This is a genomic window from Halorhabdus salina (assembly GCF_013839425.1).
In the GTDB taxonomy this organism is placed as follows: domain Archaea; phylum Halobacteriota; class Halobacteria; order Halobacteriales; family Haloarculaceae; genus Halorhabdus; species Halorhabdus salina.
Window position 1 is genome coordinate 156,577 of record NZ_JACDNP010000004.1, and the last position, 16,856, is coordinate 173,432.

Annotated in this window: 17 protein-coding genes; 12 read left to right on the plus strand and 5 right to left on the minus strand. The window is 63.1% G+C overall.

Annotated elements, in window-relative coordinates; translation table 11 throughout:
- Window positions 1-10: 10 nt before the first annotated feature.
- The 3 genes from HZR20_RS07245 (at window position 11) to HZR20_RS07255 (ending at window position 3,046) form a co-directional block, all read left to right on the plus strand.
- Window positions 11-640: a class I SAM-dependent methyltransferase gene (locus tag HZR20_RS07245; RefSeq protein WP_181685921.1), complete on the plus strand. Its 630-nt coding sequence runs from the start codon at window positions 11-13 to the stop codon at window positions 638-640.
- A gap of 328 nt (window positions 641-968) precedes the next feature.
- Complete coding sequence (locus HZR20_RS07250) at window positions 969-2,312, plus strand: alkaline phosphatase family protein (protein ID WP_181685922.1); 1,344 nt, start codon at window positions 969-971, stop codon at window positions 2,310-2,312.
- Window positions 2,313-2,389: 77 nt separating this feature from the next.
- Window positions 2,390-3,046 (plus strand): hypothetical protein, encoded by a 657-nt coding sequence (locus HZR20_RS07255; protein WP_181685923.1) that lies wholly within the window; start codon window positions 2,390-2,392, stop codon window positions 3,044-3,046.
- Window positions 3,047-3,053: 7 nt separating this feature from the next.
- Here the strand turns inward: HZR20_RS07255 and HZR20_RS07260 are convergent, their stop codons facing one another.
- Window positions 3,054-4,133: a tubulin/FtsZ family protein gene (locus HZR20_RS07260; RefSeq protein WP_181685924.1), complete on the minus strand. Its 1,080-nt coding sequence runs from the start codon at window positions 4,131-4,133 to the stop codon at window positions 3,054-3,056.
- A 129-nt stretch (window positions 4,134-4,262) separates the two neighbouring features.
- Here HZR20_RS07260 and HZR20_RS07265 point away from each other — a divergent pair, with 129 nt between their 5' ends.
- From HZR20_RS07265 to HZR20_RS07275, 3 genes are read left to right on the plus strand one after another with little or no spacing between them, the layout of a single operon-like run.
- On the plus strand, window positions 4,263-4,679 hold the full coding sequence (locus HZR20_RS07265) for a DUF5791 family protein (protein WP_181685925.1): 417 nt from the start codon (window positions 4,263-4,265) through the stop codon (window positions 4,677-4,679).
- Window positions 4,676-5,569, plus strand: coding sequence for an NAD-dependent epimerase/dehydratase family protein (locus HZR20_RS07270; protein WP_181685926.1), 894 nt, complete (start codon window positions 4,676-4,678; stop codon window positions 5,567-5,569). The genes HZR20_RS07265 and HZR20_RS07270 overlap by 4 nt, the downstream gene beginning before the upstream one ends.
- A gap of 55 nt (window positions 5,570-5,624) precedes the next feature.
- Window positions 5,625-6,818 (plus strand): DHH family phosphoesterase, encoded by a 1,194-nt coding sequence (locus HZR20_RS07275; RefSeq protein WP_181685927.1) that lies wholly within the window; start codon window positions 5,625-5,627, stop codon window positions 6,816-6,818.
- Between the two features lie 208 nt (window positions 6,819-7,026).
- Here HZR20_RS07275 and thsA read toward each other — a convergent pair whose 3' ends face one another.
- Window positions 7,027-8,574, minus strand: coding sequence for a thermosome subunit alpha (thsA, locus tag HZR20_RS07280; protein ID WP_181685928.1), 1,548 nt, complete (start codon window positions 8,572-8,574; stop codon window positions 7,027-7,029).
- A 366-nt stretch (window positions 8,575-8,940) separates the two neighbouring features.
- Between thsA and HZR20_RS07285 the strand changes: the two genes are divergently transcribed.
- Complete coding sequence (locus HZR20_RS07285; protein WP_181685929.1) at window positions 8,941-10,032, plus strand: NADH dehydrogenase subunit; 1,092 nt, start codon at window positions 8,941-8,943, stop codon at window positions 10,030-10,032.
- A 27-nt stretch (window positions 10,033-10,059) separates the two neighbouring features.
- Here the strand turns inward: HZR20_RS07285 and HZR20_RS07290 are convergent, their stop codons facing one another.
- Window positions 10,060-11,079: a methyltransferase domain-containing protein gene (locus tag HZR20_RS07290; RefSeq protein WP_181685930.1), complete on the minus strand. Its 1,020-nt coding sequence runs from the start codon at window positions 11,077-11,079 to the stop codon at window positions 10,060-10,062.
- A gap of 182 nt (window positions 11,080-11,261) precedes the next feature.
- Between HZR20_RS07290 and HZR20_RS07295 the strand changes: the two genes are divergently transcribed.
- The 5 genes from HZR20_RS07295 (at window position 11,262) to HZR20_RS07315 (ending at window position 15,340) form a co-directional block, all read left to right on the plus strand.
- Entirely contained in the window at window positions 11,262-11,684 is a 423-nt protein-coding gene (locus tag HZR20_RS07295) for an HIT family protein (RefSeq protein ID WP_181685931.1), read from the plus strand.
- A 213-nt stretch (window positions 11,685-11,897) separates the two neighbouring features.
- On the plus strand, window positions 11,898-12,458 hold the full coding sequence (locus HZR20_RS07300) for a TATA-box-binding protein (protein WP_181685932.1): 561 nt from the start codon (window positions 11,898-11,900) through the stop codon (window positions 12,456-12,458).
- Window positions 12,459-12,516: 58 nt separating this feature from the next.
- The gene (locus HZR20_RS07305; RefSeq protein ID WP_258560381.1) at window positions 12,517-12,945 is read left to right on the plus strand and encodes a DUF7473 family protein; all 429 of its coding nucleotides are present in this window, start codon (window positions 12,517-12,519) and stop codon (window positions 12,943-12,945) included.
- A 126-nt stretch (window positions 12,946-13,071) separates the two neighbouring features.
- Window positions 13,072-13,983: an NAD(P)/FAD-dependent oxidoreductase gene (locus tag HZR20_RS07310; RefSeq protein ID WP_181685934.1), complete on the plus strand. Its 912-nt coding sequence runs from the start codon at window positions 13,072-13,074 to the stop codon at window positions 13,981-13,983.
- Between the two features lie 178 nt (window positions 13,984-14,161).
- A complete protein-coding gene (locus tag HZR20_RS07315) occupies window positions 14,162-15,340 on the plus strand; it encodes an aspartate kinase (protein WP_181685935.1) in 1,179 nt (392 codons plus the stop codon).
- 45 nt (window positions 15,341-15,385) lie between these two features.
- On the opposite strand, the gene HZR20_RS07320 is transcribed toward HZR20_RS07315, so the two are convergent.
- Both HZR20_RS07320 and HZR20_RS07325 read right to left on the minus strand, forming a co-directional pair.
- Window positions 15,386-16,045, minus strand: a complete 660-nt coding sequence (locus HZR20_RS07320) for a metallophosphoesterase family protein (protein ID WP_181685936.1) — start codon at window positions 16,043-16,045, stop codon at window positions 15,386-15,388.
- A 99-nt stretch (window positions 16,046-16,144) separates the two neighbouring features.
- Complete coding sequence (locus HZR20_RS07325) at window positions 16,145-16,744, minus strand: IMP cyclohydrolase (RefSeq protein ID WP_181685937.1); 600 nt, start codon at window positions 16,742-16,744, stop codon at window positions 16,145-16,147.
- Between the last annotated feature and the right edge of the window lie 112 nt (window positions 16,745-16,856).

The window sequence follows — 16,856 nt, forward strand, 5'->3', positions numbered from 1 at the left end:
AGTAGCTGGTATGGCCGACCAGCGGGATCTCACTGCCCGTGTCAGGGAGGGCTACGACCGGATCGCCGCCGAGTACGACGAGCACCGCTCGACGGACGACACTGATGTCCCACTCGTCGAACGGTTTTGCGACGGCCTTGGGCCAAACGCAGACGTCCTCGACGCCGGTTGTGGTGCGGGAATGCCGGTCACGGAGCTATTAGCCGAGGGTCACACCGTGACCGGACTCGACCTCTCCCGTGAACAACTGTCGCTGGCGACCGGTCGTCTTCCTGGCCAATCGTTCGTCGAGGGTGAGATGACGCGACTGCCATTCGATGACGATAGCTTCGACGGTCTCACGTCGTTTTACGCCGTCATCCACGTTCCCCGAGAACGTCACGAAGACGTCTTCGCGGAGTTTCATCGCGTCTGCCGGCCCGGAGCGACCCTGCTCTGTACGGTCGGCGATGCCGACTGGACGGGCCACAACGAAGACTGGATGGGGATGGGCGAGGCGATGTACTGGGATATCCCTGGGCTGGATCGAGCGCGCGAGCTGCTCGAAAACGCCGGATTCAGCGTCGAACGCGTCGATTACGTTATGGACGACGTCGCCGATGACCCGGCGCGGAAACCCTTCGTCTGGGCCCGTGCCTGACTCCGAGCAAGAACGCCGTTCGCGTCGCTAGTTCTCGGTGACAGAGTGATGTTTCCCGGTTATCACCGCCCGTTCCACCCATGCGGTATGATTATGGGTAATTATTTGGGCGTGTGGGTCGTTGTCTAGAGCGTAATGGCTACCGAACGTCCCACTGTCGGGATCGCCCATCTCACGGTCGTCCCGGAAAACTTCAAACCGGCCGATTCACCCCCTGAAACGTCGCCGGATCGCCACGACTGATCGCGAGTTTTGCCGGTGTCGGCGTTGCCCGTCAGGGACGGCCGCGAAAAGAACCTTCTTGTGTCAGTCACCAGTACCGCGAGGTATGGGACTGTTCGATCGGATTCGCAGCGACGATGACCCCCGGGTCGCCTTCTTCGGCATCGATGGCGTCCCGTACAGCCTGATCGCCGACAACGAGGATCGCTTCGAGAACCTCACCGCTATCGCTGAGTCGGGGGCTGGCGGAGCCATCGACAGCATCGTGCCTCCCGAGTCAAGCGCCTGTTGGCCCTCCCTGACGACGGGCGTCAACCCGGGTCAGACGGGTGTCTACGGCTTCCAGGATCGGGAGGTCGGGTCGGCGGAGACGTACGTGCCGATGGGCACCGACGTCCAGGCCACCCGTCTGTGGGATCGCGTCCAATCGGCCGGCCGAGACGCGACGGTGATGAACGTCCCCGTGACGTTCCCGCCCCAGCGTGATGTCCAGCGGATGGTCTCTGGGTTCCTCTCACCTGGCGTCGAGAAGGCGGCCTATCCCGACGAAATCCGCGAGACACTCCAGGACAGCGACTATCGGATCGACGTCAACGCCAAACTCGGGCACAACGACGACAAGACGGAGTTCATCGAGGATGCCCACGAGACGCTCGAGAAGCGCTTTGACGCCTTCAGGCAGTACATCGAAGCCGACGACTGGGACCTCTTTTTTGGCGTCTTCATGACGACCGACCGGGTCAATCACTTCCTGTTCGAGGACTACGAGAAAGACGGCGAGTACAAGGAAGCCTTCCTCGAGTTCTACGAGAAAGTCGACGACTACCTGGGCCAACTGCGCGAGATGCTGGCCGACGACGTGACAATGGTCGTCGCGTCTGATCACGGGTTTACCACGCTCGACCACGAGGTTCACTGCAACGAGTGGCTCCGAGAGGAAGGCTGGCTAAGCTACGACGCCGACGAGCCAGAAGAACTTGGTGACTTAGACGAATCGACGAAAGCCTACTCGTTGATCCCCGGCCGCTTTTACGTCAACCTGGACGACCGCGAGGCTAACGGCAGTGTCCCGGAAGACGACTACGAGGATGTCAGAGCCGACCTCAAAGCCAAACTCGAAGCCTGGGAAGGGCCGGATGGTCGACCGGTCGCCGAGCGCGTCGTCACCAAAGAAGAAGCCTTCCGTGGTGACCACGACGACATCGCGCCGGATCTCGTCGTCATTCCGAACCACGGCTTCGATCTGAAAGCCGGGTTCAAGGGCAGTTCGGACGTCTTCGGTGTCGGGCCGCGAAACGGCATGCATAGTTTCGATAACGCCTGCCTGTTCGTCGACGACGATGGCGCTCGGATCAGTGACGTCGATCTCTACGATATTGCGCCGACACTCCTCTCGCTGCTTTCCGTCGAGTACGATCGTACCGAATTCGACGGCTCGAGCCTGGTCTAACTGGCCAATTCTCACGACCAGCCCGACAACAGCGAGTGCCACAGATTTTTGCGCTGACGCTACGTACCATCGGGCGGATGGAGATCGATCTCGACGGGGACCTGGCTGGAGACCTCGAAGCCGAGGCTGAAGAGCGCGGCTTCGACAGCCTCGAGGCCTACGTCCGGTGGCTGCTCGAGCACCGGGAGGCCGTGCTTCGTCCGCCCGGCGACCGACTTGCGTCCCGCATTGACGCTCTCGAAGACGAAATCGAACACCTCCGCGGCGCGATCGAGGCTGCCGGGACACCGGACGCGGCCTCGATCAAAGCCGAAGACTGGATCGACGAGTCCCGTGACCAGACAGACTGGGACGACGACACGGAGACGGCCACTGGCGGAGGATTCGAGTTTTCCGGCGGGACGGGCACTGAGAGTGATGAGCTGGATGCGCCTGCGGAGTCACCAACCACCAGTGGGGGCGACTCCGTGGACGAATCCGATCACGCGGCTAGCCTTGATCCCCAGGACGAGCAGTCTACGTCCGATGAACTCGAAGAGAGTGGTATCAGTGAGTTTGCCTACTCGGACGATCTCGAACCGCCCCCGGAGAGTGACGACGAACCAGCCGAGGCCGACGACACCAGCGAGGAACCGGAGGACGGCGCGGACGACGACGAGATCGCCGACGCGATCGCTGATATCGATCTGGCCGAGGAAGACGAGGCGGCAGACGCCGAATCGAGTGGCGAGTAGCTGGCCGTCAGAATAGATCTTCGAGTTCGTCGTTCTGGAAGTCGTCGACTTGGCCCGTCGATTGGTCGGTTGCTCCTTGGTAGGCTTCGGCCGCGCGGTCGAGGAAGGCTTCGAGACGCTGTGAGCGCTCGACGCCGCCGAGCAACACCAGTGCGGCGAGCCGGTCGCTCTCCAGTGGGAAGTCCCCGCCCCGGACTTCGAGACTGCCGGTTTCTTCTTCGAGCCAACTACGGGCGCGTTCGACGCCCTTTCGCGAGATGCGCTCGGGTTGGCCGGCGATGACGAGCAGTGCCGTCTCGGCCTCGACAGCGTTCGGGAGGCTTGTCCCGGTCAGGAGGGCATTGCGGGTCAGGCTCGTGATCGTGTTGACGTTCTCGTCGGCATCGTCACTCGCTTCCGCGCTGGCATAGCCAAGCGCTGCGAGCCCGCCCGGCCGGAGCGTGTTGATGATCTCACTGGAGTCGACGACGCTCTCGCCGACACCCTCGACGATTTCGCCCGAGGCGAGCAGGAGGCCGATTCGCTGGGCGATGTTGTCGTTGATCGTGTCGAATCCCTCTGCGACGCTCTCCTCGGCGGAGTGCCAGGCGTCGTTGTCCACGAGCAGTGTCGCATCCGCTTCTCGGGCGACGGTCTTCAGCGAGCGGCCCGCGTTGGCCTGGTAGATCGACCCCTCGCTCCGTCCGGGGAGGATTCCCAGGACGTACACTGGGACGTCGTAGATTCGTTTGAGCTCCTTTGCCAGCACGGGTGCGCCGCCCGACCCGGTGCCACCGCCCAGGCCGGCGACGACCATGATCGCTTCCGCTCGGGAGGTAATTCGCCCACCCAGGCCATCCAGTACTTCCGTGGCCTCCGCCTGCATGATCTCCGCACCGAGTTCGTTGTCGCCACCGACACCGTGACCCTTGACGCGATCCTGGCCGATGACCATCGTTTCGATATCGAGCGCCTGGAGATCGGTCTTGGCTGTATTGACCGCCAACGCCCCCTGAACGGCGTCGAACCCCCTCTCGTAGTCGTGGGTTGCCAGCGCTTCGGTGACCTTCCCACCGGCCTGGCCGAGACCAATCAAGACGACCTTCATACCAACAGCGTTGGGTCACCGGGTATTCAACCTTGTGACAATTCACGGCTCGGCAACGCGTCCCAACTCTCCCCGGTGTGCCGTGCCGGTGGCGACGCGCCCTTGTAGGATTGGCTCGTACCGGATCCCATGTTCGACACCATCGATCCCGGTGAGCACGACGGTCCGTCACTCCGGCAGGCCTTCGAGCGAAGTCTACAGACAACAATCGAAACAGCCGGCGTCGAGACAGTCCGGGACCGTACCGGCCTCGATCGGGAGACGCTCGCGGCGATCGCCGACGGTGAGAGTACGGATCTGACCGTCGACGACGCCGCAGCAATTATCGCTGTCGAGGATGACCGCGATGCCGACGCAATTGCAGCCGACGCCCGGGACCGCCTGCTGTTAGCCATGTCGAGTGCCGTCATGGATGTGGACGCGCTCGCGCGCAGAATCGACGGGGATGTCACTGCCAAGGAACTCCAGCAGAAAATCGAGGGTCGCCACCCGATGGGCCTTGGGGAATATGCCGACGTGCTGGCCGCCGTTACGGAGGGACAGTGACGCAAATCGTCATCCTGGGGTGTGGCTACGTTGGCTGTGCCCTCGCCGAACGACTCGACGCCCACGAGGTCGTGGGAGTCCGCCGCTCGACCGACGGCCTCGCGGCGGTCGAGGCGGCCGGCGCACAGCCGATCCAGGCCGACGTGACTGATCCGGACGCCCTCGAAGCCGTGCCCGACGCCGACTGGCTCGTCTTCGCGGCGAGTGCCGGCGGTCGCGACGCCGAGGCGGCCCGGGAAACCTACGTCGAGGGACTCCGGACGGCCATCGACCACTTTGGAGCTCGATCGTCGCCTCCCGAGCGAGTCGTGTACACCTCCAGTACAGGCGTCTACGGCGATCACGACGGGGGCTGGGTCAACGAAGAGACGGATCTGGAACCGACGACCGAGAAGACGCGCGTCCTCGCCGAGGCCGAACGGATCGCTCGCGAGCGCCCGCCGGCGGGAATGGACGGGACTGTCGCGCGCTTTGGCGGTCTGTACGGCCCGGATCGCTACCGCCTTCAACGGTATCTCGATGGGCCGGTCACGGCGGGCTATCTGAACATGGTTCATCGCGCGGATGCGGCCGGGGCAGTTCGCTTCCTGCTCGAAGCAGACGAAGGACGGGACGCCGTCGTCAACGTCGTCGACGATGACCCCGTCGAAAAGTGGGCCTTGGCCGACTGGCTGGCCGAGCAGTGTGCCGAACCCGAACCGCAAAAAGAGACGCTGGCGGCACGCCTCGAGGCTGTCGATTCTGACCAGCGGCGACGGCGTCTCCGGGCGAACAAGCGCGTGAGCAACGATCGCCTCCGGAAATGGGGGTACGAGTTTACCTATCCCACGTTTCGCGAGGGGTATCATGACGCAATCAGCCAGTTCCTCGCCGATAACGACGAGTCCTGACGGTCCGAGGAGCTGGGCCGAAAGTTCTTAACAGCCGGGAGAGACAGTGGTCGGTATGTCGGCTTCGGTGCCCGCGGACATCGAGGAAACAGTCGCGTCGATGCTCGCCGACGTCAGTGAGTTCGTCGCGGCCAACCCGCTTCTCGTGGGGGCGCTCATCGTCGCGGGCCTGTTCGTCGTCGTCGGCCTCGCGGTGGTCATCCGCCGTCTCAGGCGCACGCCGGGCAAGCGCCTTCGCACCGCTCTGGCCGGGTACGAGCGCGTGAGCGTCCTGTTACATCCAAATCCCGATCCGGACGCGATGGCGGCCGCCCAGGGCGTTGCCGAACTGGCCGCAAGCGTCGACACCGAAACCGCCCTCCAACACCCCGGACAGATCCGCCATCAGGAGAATCGAGCCTTCGAGACGGTCCTGGAGCTGGAGCTCGATCAAATCGAGGAGGCAGCCGAACTCGACGGCGAGGCGGTGGTACTGGTCGATCACAACGAGCCGCGCGGGTTTTCGGGCGCTGAAAGCGTCTCGCCGGTGGCCGTCGTCGATCACCATCCCGGCGACGGGACTGGTTCGTCGTTTACCGATGTCCGACCGGCCTATGGGGCCTGCGCGACAATTCTCGCCGAGTACACTGAGGACTTCGGTCTCGACCCAGTCGATCCGGAAGCCGAGAATGGGGACGAAGACGGTGAGTTCCTCCCGCCTGACGTCGCAACAGGAATGCTCTACGGCATCCAGGCCGACACGAACCACCTGACAAAAGGCTGTTCACCCGCAGAGTTCGAGGCCGCTTCGTACCTCTACCCGGGCGTCGACCAGGACGCTCTCGATCGGATCGCTAACCCCGAGGTCGACACTGAAGTCCTCGAAATCAAGGCCCGGGCGATCATGGAACGGGACGTTCGGGATGCCTTTGCCGCCAGCGACGTCGGTGAGGTCTCGAACGTCGACGCCATTCCACAGGCGGCCGATGAGTTGCTACGCCTGGAGGGCGTCACGGCGGTCGTCGTGCTAGGCGAGAAAGACGGGACGCTCCATCTCTCCGGCCGATCACGCGATGATCGTGTCCACATGGGGAAAGCGCTCCAGGCGGCCGTCGCGGAGGTCCCGATGGCCGAGGCCGGCGGTCACGCGCGGATGGGCGGCGGACAGGTGAGTCTCGATCACATGGCCGGACTCGGGCCGGGCGAGGGCGTTACCAGGGAGGAACTCTACGAGCGCCTGTTCGAGGCGATGACCGGCGATCGACAGTAGCCCAGCGCCGGAGACTCCGGTTGTCCCGATCGTTTGCGAACATGACCCATAGACAGCCCCGACGGTACCTGGTGGTATCGCGACCGGCATCACGAATCGTTCGCACGGACGTACTTCCGGCCGTACGGGGACCCGGCAAGGCACCCAAAACGAACGGCGTGTCCGAAACCGACTCGACCAATATCAGGCGACGACGAAGAGAGAAGCGTTAGCTCGCGGCGATAACGTCGTCGATACGGACGATCATCGTCGCGGCCTCGGTCGCACTCTCGACGGCCTCCCGCTTGACCGCGGCGGGATCGATGACGCCGTGCTCGATCGGATCGGCGATGACGCCGGTCTGGCCCTCGCTGATGACCCCGGAGAGGTCACCGCCCTCGTAGGCAGCCCGGAGATCGACCAGGGCGTCGATCGGGTCCATACCGGTGTTGGTCGCGAGCGTCCGCGGAACCACGTCGATCGCGTCGGCGAACGCTTCGACGGCCAACTGTTTGCGGCCCTCGACCCCGGCAGCTTCCGAGCGGACGTGGTCGGCGACAGCGATCTCGGTTGCGCCGGCACCCGGGACGACACCGCCGCGTTCGAGGGCGGCAGTCACGACGTCCAGAGCGTCCTTGATTGCGCGTTCGAGTTCGTCGACAACGTGTTCGGTGCCACCGCGGGCGAAGATCGTGACGGCCTCGGCGGCCGCACCACCTTCGATGAACGTCAGCTCCTCGTCGCCGTAGGCACGGGCGGACACGCTATCGGCCTCGCCGAGTTCGTCGGTCTCTAAGTCCTCGACGGACCCGACACGGCTCGCACCGGTCGCACCGGCGATGGCTTCCAGATCGTCCGAGCCCTCGATCGCCAGGATACCGTGCTTGGCGAGGTAGGCACCGACGCGATCCTCGACGTCGCCGCTGACGAACACGACTTCGACGCCGAGATCGGCGAGTTTCTGGGCATACCCACGCAGTTCCTCCTCTTCGGCCTCGATGGCGGCGTTGAGCTGATCGACGTTGTTCACGTTGTACTCGGCGTCGATGTTGCTCTCACGCAGGTCGAGATCGCTGTCGACGGCGGCGATTGCCGCGTTCTCGACCGTTCGGGGCATGTTGTCGTGGACCGGTTCCTCGTCAACGATGACACCCTCGACGAGTTCGGTCGCACTGGAAGAGGAGCCGACCTGGGCATGGATCGTGATGTTATCCCGCTCGACGCGGCCGTCCCGAACGTGGCTGACTGCCTCGACGACCGTCTCCGCGAGCGGGCCGGCAGCGACATCGCCGGTCCCCTTGCCGGTCATGCTGGATTCGGCGACCTCGATCAGCGATTCGTCGTCCAAGTCACCGTCGACGACAAGGTCGTCAACGGCTTCACGAGCGATGCGGGCGGCCTCGTGATACCCCTCGACGATCGTCGTCGCGTGGACGTCATCCTCGAGCAGGTCCTCGGCTTTGGCCAGCAGTTCGCCGGCGAGAATCGAGGCCGTCGTGGTCCCGTCGCCGACTTCCTCTTCCTGAGTCTCGGCGACTTCGACGAGCATGTTCGCAGCGGGATGCTCGATGTCCATCTCGTCGAGAATGGTCGCCCCGTCGTTGGTGATGACGACGTCGCCATCGGAGACGAGCATCTTGTCCATCCCGCGAGGGCCAAGCGTCGTGCGGACGGCCTCGCTGACGGCCTTACCCGCGGAAATATTCGAACTCTGTGCGTCTTTGCCTTGTGTGCGCTGGGAGTCGTCGCTGAGAATAAACATCGGCTGACCGCCCATGCGCGGCTGTCCGGACTGTGACATAGTGGATCTTCACTTAGTTCATCCATTGCGGTTCTATATAAATATTGCTATCCCTGTCCGGAATCTACCCGGAGCGGGGCGCCCTGAATTAGCGCCGTCAGCCGTGCCAAAGGCCTTTAAAACGGAGATAGCAGCGGTCGCCGGAAAGTTAAACAACCCACTGATGACGACGACTTGCACCCAATTCGAAATGAGGGGTTGACACTATCGACAGCGCATGGGGCTCGTGGGAGACCGTGTACACAACATCCGCGAGGTATGATACGGCCGCCAGGTAGAACGCGTCGACCCGAGATTGCCAGCGGGACGGCGTTTATGCCCCAGGCCATGCAATGGTATGATATGGCTCAACATGCGTCGTTTGGGTTTGACAAGGGGGGAATCGCGCCGCGAATCCAACGGGCTGGGGTGGCAGGGGCCGGCGGGGCCGGATTTCCGGCCTACGCGAAGTGGGAACGGCTCGAAGACGTCGACGCAGTGTTGATCAACCATCAGGAGAGCGAACCCAACTTCCTCAAAGATCGGTGGATCGGTCGCGAGCACACCGAGCTGCTGGCGTCGTTCTGTGACGCGTTGCTAGATGCAGTGCTCGATACCGTCGTGATCGGGACGAAAGAACACTATCGCGGGGTCTGGGTCGGTGCCCTTGAGGAGGCCACCGACGCGACGGTGGTCAAACCCGACGAACTGCCGGTCGACGTCGACGATCGGGAGGGCGTCATCGTCGCCTGCACGGGCGACCGCTACGAGTACGGGATGGAGAGTGTCCTGTTGCGAGAGATCGCCGACACTGTGATCGGTCGGGATCTTCCCGTCGATCACGGCTGGATCGTCCAGAACACCGAGACGCTGTGGAATATTGCTCGCGGCCTGGCCGACGGACGGCCGGTCACCCACAAGTACCTCCACGTCGATGGGGACACGCCCCGCCACCGGTTTCTCAAAGTGCCGGTCGGGACACCTGGGACGGATCTGCTTGCAGCTGCGGGGCGGCCCGGCGGGCCTGGCTCCCACGAGATCCTCGCCGACGGCGGGCCAGGATGGAGTTTCGAGATCGAACGCGACCCCGACATGTTCGGCGTCACGAAGCGGACCAATTGCCTGCTAATCATCGACGAACAGTTGGCCGCCGACAACCGGATCGGCAACGGCCGGATCAACATCCTCGGGCCCCAGGCCTGGAAAGGCCGGACCCTGGAAGACGAACCGACCGAGCTGGAGCCCGATCGCGTTCGAATCCCGTTGTTGAGCAATCCCGAGTACGAGGGCGTCGCGACCTACGCCGAGCCGACCGTCTCGCCCAGCGATACCGTGACCGTCGGCGATCAGATCGCACGCCCTGGTGAAGACGCCATCAGCAACGCCCACCACGCCTCGATCGACGGTGAAGTCACAGCCGTCACCGAACATCACATCACGATCGAGCGGCGCTGAGCGGCGGTCCCGGTCACCGACGAACCGTCAGCGGTCAAGCACGAGCACGTGACGATCGAGCGACCGATGGACGCGGCGCTCGAAATGCGCCGCGACGGTCCAGCCAGCCGCCTCAGCGACGGCCTGCCAGGACCGGTCGCCGACGATAACCGTCCGGGACGCAAGTCGGTGGGCTTCCGCGAGTGCGTCGCCAACCAGCGCTGCCAGCGTGTCACCAGTGATCTTCGTCTGTCGTCCGTAGGGGGCATCGAAGACGACCGCGTCGACGGCGTCATCCCGGAACGGGAGTCGTCGCGCGTCGCCTTTGCAGACGGCACACTCGTCGTCGACCAGTGCTGCCAGGTTCTCTCGTGTCCCCGCGGCCATCTTTTCGAGCGCGTCGACGCCGACGGGCCTGGCACCGACGAGTCCCGCCTCGATCAACAGCCCGCCAGTGCCACACATCGGATCGAGGACGGTCGCGCCAGGCCGAGCCCCAGCGATATTGACTAGGGCGCGAGCGAGCGTCGGATCCATGCTGCCGGGCTGGAAGAAGGGGCGGTCGGTCGGCGCGCGGTCGGTAAACGTCCGCGGCGGGTCACTGGCGAGCCACCCGATCGCACAAACGCCTGGGTCTGCCTCGGACGCGACATTGACAGCAGAGGACTGCTTAACGGACGGGGAGCCGGCGAAGACGACCCGGAGTTCCTGATCCGGATCGTCCAGATCGACCGACAGTCCTGCCTCGACCAGTACCGAGCCGAGTTCGCGCTCTGCGGCCTGCGTACTCACGCCGGTCGCCCCGCGGACGTCACGGGCGCGGACGGCAACCGATCCTGAGCGGTCGATCGACGCCGATTCGAGGATCTCTCGGGCCGCCGCGATGGTTGGCTCGGCCGTCCCGACGAGGTCGCTCACGCGGTGGGTGAGCGCCAGGGTCGAGGCCCGCTCAGTGACCGATTGGGCCGTCGCGAGTCCGCCGGCGATCACCGAGACGCCGCTGGCGGCACTGGCTGCCTCGTAGGCGGCGAAGTCGTCGTCGGTGCCCGCCAGTTCCAGCAGGTACACGGTGAAACGGTGTTGGCGTCGGCGCTTGGCTCTGGCGGTTCGGTGCCACCAACGGACGGTGGTAAGCATCGTTGGATCAGCGTGTCACAGAAGGCAGTGCAAGATACAGAAAATGGGTTCAACACGAGCGTGTTGCACTGCCAGTCAGTGGAGTTTTGTTTGGTGCAGCGAACTGACTAACTATGTCGGATTGCGTGTTTTGCTCCATCGTTGCCGAGGAATCACCTGCGTATCGCATATATGAGGACGACCGTTCACTTGCCTTCCTCGATATTGAACCTGCGTCTCGTGGGCATACGCTTATCATTCCGAAGTCGCACTACGAAACTGTCACCGACATGCCTGAATCCCTCGTCGGGGATATATTCCAAACCGTTCACCACGTTGCTGGTGCGCTTGAATCGGTCTATCAACTCGATGGCTACAACGTCGTCCAGTCCAACGGCGTCGCTGCAGGCCAAGAGGTCTTCCACGCTCACATTCACATCATCCCTCGATACGAAAATGATACGGTGGCTTTGGGGTGGTGTAGCGAGGCTGCGGATGAAACGATGCAACAGGAGATCGCCGACACGGTTCGGGAGGAGTTAGATTCGCGGTCGTGACCAATACGCGCATTCCATCTTGCACGGGAGTCCTGACACGACGTGGGTGAGAAGTGTATGCGAATCGTTCTATGACACACTCCTGGATACCCCACGCGTATCCCCAATCCCGGTTGTATAGCCGTGAAATGGCCGGCACCCCGAATATGGGGGTGCTTATATATCTTAAATACCAACTTTTATAAGACTTAAATACGATTTATGACGCGAACCATGGCTGATCCCAAGGAAACGATCAATATCGAAAACGTAGTGGCCTCGACGGGCATCGGTCAGGAACTCGATCTCCAGAGCGTGGCGATGGACCTGGAGGGGGCTGACTACGACCCCGAGCAGTTCCCCGGCCTCGTCTATCGGACTCAGGAACCCAAGTCGGCGGCACTGATCTTCCGCTCGGGCAAGATCGTCTGTACCGGTGCCAAGAGCACCGACGACGTTCACCAGAGTCTCCGGATCGTCTTCGACAAGCTCCGAGACCTGGAGATCCAGGTCGACGAGGATCCCGAGATCGTCGTCCAGAACATCGTCACGTCGGCCGACCTGGGCCGGAACCTCAACCTCAACGCCATCGCCATCGGGCTTGGCTTAGAGAACATCGAGTACGAACCCGAGCAGTTCCCCGGCCTCGTCTATCGACTCGACGACCCCGACGTCGTTGCGCTGCTCTTTGGCTCGGGCAAACTCGTCATCACGGGCGGCAAAGAGCCCGACGACGCCAGGAAAGCCGTCGACAAGATAGTCTCCCGGCTCGAAGAGCTGGGCCTGCTCGAATAACAACCGACAAGCGGCTCCCCTCCGAAGCGTCGATATGATCGGCTCGTTCTCTCTCTTTGTGTCCACTGCCGAGGCACCCGTCGGGCCAGCTACCGTAAGTTCCGCCCTCCAGACGGGACCGATCGGTGGTGGCCTCGCCGCTGCCATCGGCGTCTTTCTGTCCGTCGCGGCCTTTTATGCCGTCACCCTTCATCTCGCGGCAACCTTCTTCCTCGGGGATGTCCCCAGCCAGAAGGCCGCCACAGTGGGTCCCGTGCCGGCGATCGTCTCGATTCTGTTGGGCCGGTGGGGGATCGAGAGCGTCGCGTTCATCTCCCAGGAATTGGGCGTGCTGATCGTCGTCAGCGTGACGCTGCTCACCGACGGGCTAGCGATCGCGAGGGTGTATGGACTCGACAGACGACCGACGGCGGCACTGACGCTATTGCACTTCGCGTTTGCGACCGCGCTCGGGATATCGCTGGCGAACCTGTTGGGCTTCATCTGACTATCTTGCTAGTTCCTCCCACTACTGTAGTCACGAGATAATCAGTGAGAGATAGGCCCCTGTTTGTGACATTCACGCGTAGATCGAGCGGTTTATCATTAAACGGTATTGTACTAACTACACACAATGGCAGACGTCGCAATCATCGGAGGCGGGCCGGCCGGCCTGGCCGCCGCCGTCTACACCGCACGCGCAGATCAGGAAACGCTCATCTTCGACAAAGGGGACGGCACGACCAGAGACGTCGACTGGATGGAGAACGTCTACGGCTTCCCGGAGGGCGCGAGTGGCCCGGAACTCGTCGAAGCCGGCCAGGAACACGCCACGAAGTTCGGCGCGGAAATCGTCCAAGAGGAGGTCGTCCGCGTCGGCGAAGAAGGGAAGGGCTACGTCGTCGAAACCGAGGTCGACGAGTACGAGGTCGAAGGCGTCATCCTCGCGACCGGAGCGTCCTACGAGAGTCCCGCAATCACGGACGTCGACGAGTACGAGGGTGGCGGCGTTTCCTACTGCGTCGAGTGTGACGCCTTCTTCTATCAGGACGCACCCGTCGCGGTCGTCGGGGCGGGCAACTACGCCGCAAAGGAGGCGATGATGCTGCTGGATTACACCGACGACATCCGGATCCTCACCAACGGTAACGAGGTCGCGATCGACGACGCACTCCTCGAACAACTCGCCGAGGAAGGCATCGAAATCGTTCGCGAACCGGCCGATCGGATCGTCGGCGACGACGTGGTCGAGGGCGTCGAGCTGAAATCCGGCGACGTGATCGACGTCGAGGGCGTCTTCGTCGCGCTGGGTGCGGCCGGCGGGACCGACATCGCGGATATGCTCGGAATTGCCCGCGACGGTGACTATCTCGACGTCGACGACGAACAGTACACCGGCGTCGATCGCGTCTACGCTGCGGGTGACATCACGGGCGGGCAACGGCAGGTGAATGTCTCCGTCGGCGAGGGAACCACGGCAGCGATCAATCTCTTAGAGGACTTCCGGGGCGGCGACTACGTCGACTACAAGAAGATCGAAGCCTGATCGGCAGATCTCGGGCGACTGGGATGCCGGTTGGTGAACGCCGGCCGGTTCGACAGACGAACCCCCGATCAAGACGCGATCCAGGCGACGAGAGACGGTGGCTGTGGATGAAAGCAGTTATTCGTCGGGACGGGAAACAGGGGGTAATGATCCACAGTCACACGGGAGGAGGACTCGCATGCGCGTCGTAGTGAAGTTCGGCGGGACCAGCCTCGGAAGCGGCGAGCGTATCGAGCGGGCAGCCAATTCGATCGCGGAAGTGGTCGAACAGGGCCACGAAGTCGCTATCATCGCGAGCGCGATGGGATCGACCACCGACGACCTGCTCAGCGAGATCGAGTTCGAGGTCGACGAGGCCGACCGAGCGGAGATTGTCAGTATGGGCGAGCGGACGTCGGTCCGGATGCTCAAGGGAGCGCTTGCGGCCCGCGGAATCGGCGCGTCGTTCTACGAGCCGGGCGTCGAAGACTGGCCGATCATCACTGACGAGTACGGCGAAGTCGACGTCGAGGAAACCCAGAAGCGCGCCCACGCGCTTGCTGGCCGGATGAAAGATGACGTCCCCATCATCACCGGGTTCCTGGCGGAAGACCACCACGGAGACGTCACCACGCTCGGTCGCGGCGGCAGCGACACGACTGCGGTAATGCTCGGCAAATACATGGAGGCCGACGAAGTGATCATCGTCACCGACGTCGAGGGCGTCATGACCGGCGATCCCCGCGTGGTCGAAGGGGCCCGCAACGTCGGCGAGATCACCGTCGACGAGCTCCGAAACCTCTCTTTCCGGGGAGCCGAAGTCGTCGCCCCCAGCGCACTCGCCTACAAGGGCGGCACGATGGACGTCCGGGTCGTCCACTACCAGCACGAAAACCTACTCTCTGGCGGCACTTCTATCGAAGGTGAGTTCCAGAAGCTGATCGATCTCCAGGAGAACAAACTGTGCTGTGTGACCGTCGCCGGACGGGCGATTCGAAACCAGGCGGGGATCCTTGCCGAACTCTCTTCGGCACTTGCCGAGGAGGGCATCAACGTCGAAGCAGTGTCCAGTGGCATGGACTCGATCACCTTCTATCTCGACAAGGAAGTTGCCGAAGATGCCGAGGCGATCCTCCACGACGAGGTCGTCGACGACGACATTCTCTCGAGCATCACGGTCAAACACGAAATTGCCGTCATTCGCGTCACCGGCGGTGAACTCCCGGACGAACCGGGCGTGATCCACCAAGTGATCGACCCCGTCTCCTCGGCCCACATCAATCTTCTCGACGTCATCACGAGCGCCACCTCGATCGCCGTGTTCGTCCCCTGGGAAGACCGCGAACAGGCACTCAAGCTGATCCAGGAAGCGTTCTAACTGCGACGCGGGACGATCACTCTGTCAGACGATCGCCAACAACAGTCACTGGCCACGGCTGAGTCGGGTTCCGATCCGGCGTGGCAAGGGAGTGTCCCGGACGGCTTTCAGCACCGCCCCGACGTCGTATTCGACCCGATGTAGATCATACGTCATCGCGTCGAGATCGACGACCGCGTAGGCCCCGCGCGGATCACTGTCTCGGGGTTGCCCGACGCTGCCCGGGTTCAGGACGAGTCCGTCCCCAAAGTGTTCTCCGTGCTGGACGTGGGTATGACCGAGAATCAGCACGTCTTCGTCACCGAGCAAGCCCGGCCCGAACTCCTCGGGATACGTGTAGTGATCGGGATTGTCGGGGTGGCCGTGAACGATTTTCAGCCGGCCGTCGAACAACTGTCGCTCAGTCGGCAAGGCGGCCAGCCACTCGCGCTGGTCGATCGACAGTTGGTCGCGGGCATACTCCACGCCCGCGGCCGCCATGTCGTTGAACGCCGGAAACTCACCGGTCGCGACGGCCCGATCGTGGTTCCCCTGAACTGTCGGAATCTCCCGCTCACGGACCCACTCCAGACACTCCGCCGGCCAGGGACCATACCCCACGACGTCGCCCGCTGAGACGATATGATCGACGTCAGGAAGGTCGGCCGCGACCGCCTCCAGGGCGACCTTGTTCGAATGGATGTCAGAGATAACGGCGATTTTCACACACTTCGTTCGCACTCCAGAAAGTTAGAACTGGTCGTTTCGTCTTGCCAACCCAAAACGATCGGGACGGTCGTGCCGTTTCGCTCACCAGGAACGACCTCACTCGTTGACGATCGCCGTCTCGAACTCGCCCGGGGAACCGGCGACACCGGCTGCACAGACCGCGTGTTCGAAGGAATGGTCGTACACGTCGCGTGCGGCACCGGCGGCGGTCGTGGCCTCGAGGTCGAAGGCCACTGGCTGGTCACGTTCGTAGGTCGCCACGAGCGTCGGTTCCGTGACGGCTTCGACCAGCAGTGCGTCCCGGCGAACGATGCCGATTGCCGCCCCGGCTTCTCCGGCAGTCGGATCCTCGTCGTCGATGCCGACGATACCGGCGATCCGGGGCGTGTCGTAGTCGTCTTTCTCGAAGTCCAGGGCCTGCAGGGGGTCGGCCAGTGCGTCCCGTGCCGGCACACCGAGCGCGAGTTTCTCGGCGATCGGATCGACGTGTGAGCCGTTGCCGATCACGACACCGCGATCGGTCACCTGGACGCAGTTGTACGAGATATAGGGGTTGTCGGTCTCGGGGGCGTCTTCGGTCGGGGCGACCGTAATCGTCCCATCGCGATCGACGGCCTGGCGATTTGGAAACGAACGGGATGAGACTCGATACGCGCCCACGTCCGGTCCGACGACGACGAATCTACCGACATACATAGACGACTCCACCCGTGCATCGTAGAAAGACCGTTCGGTTTCCAGTCGAAACGGGGGCGTCACTCACGCATCGCGAAGCGAGGGCAGTAGTCCAGCAACGCAAAACAGGGGC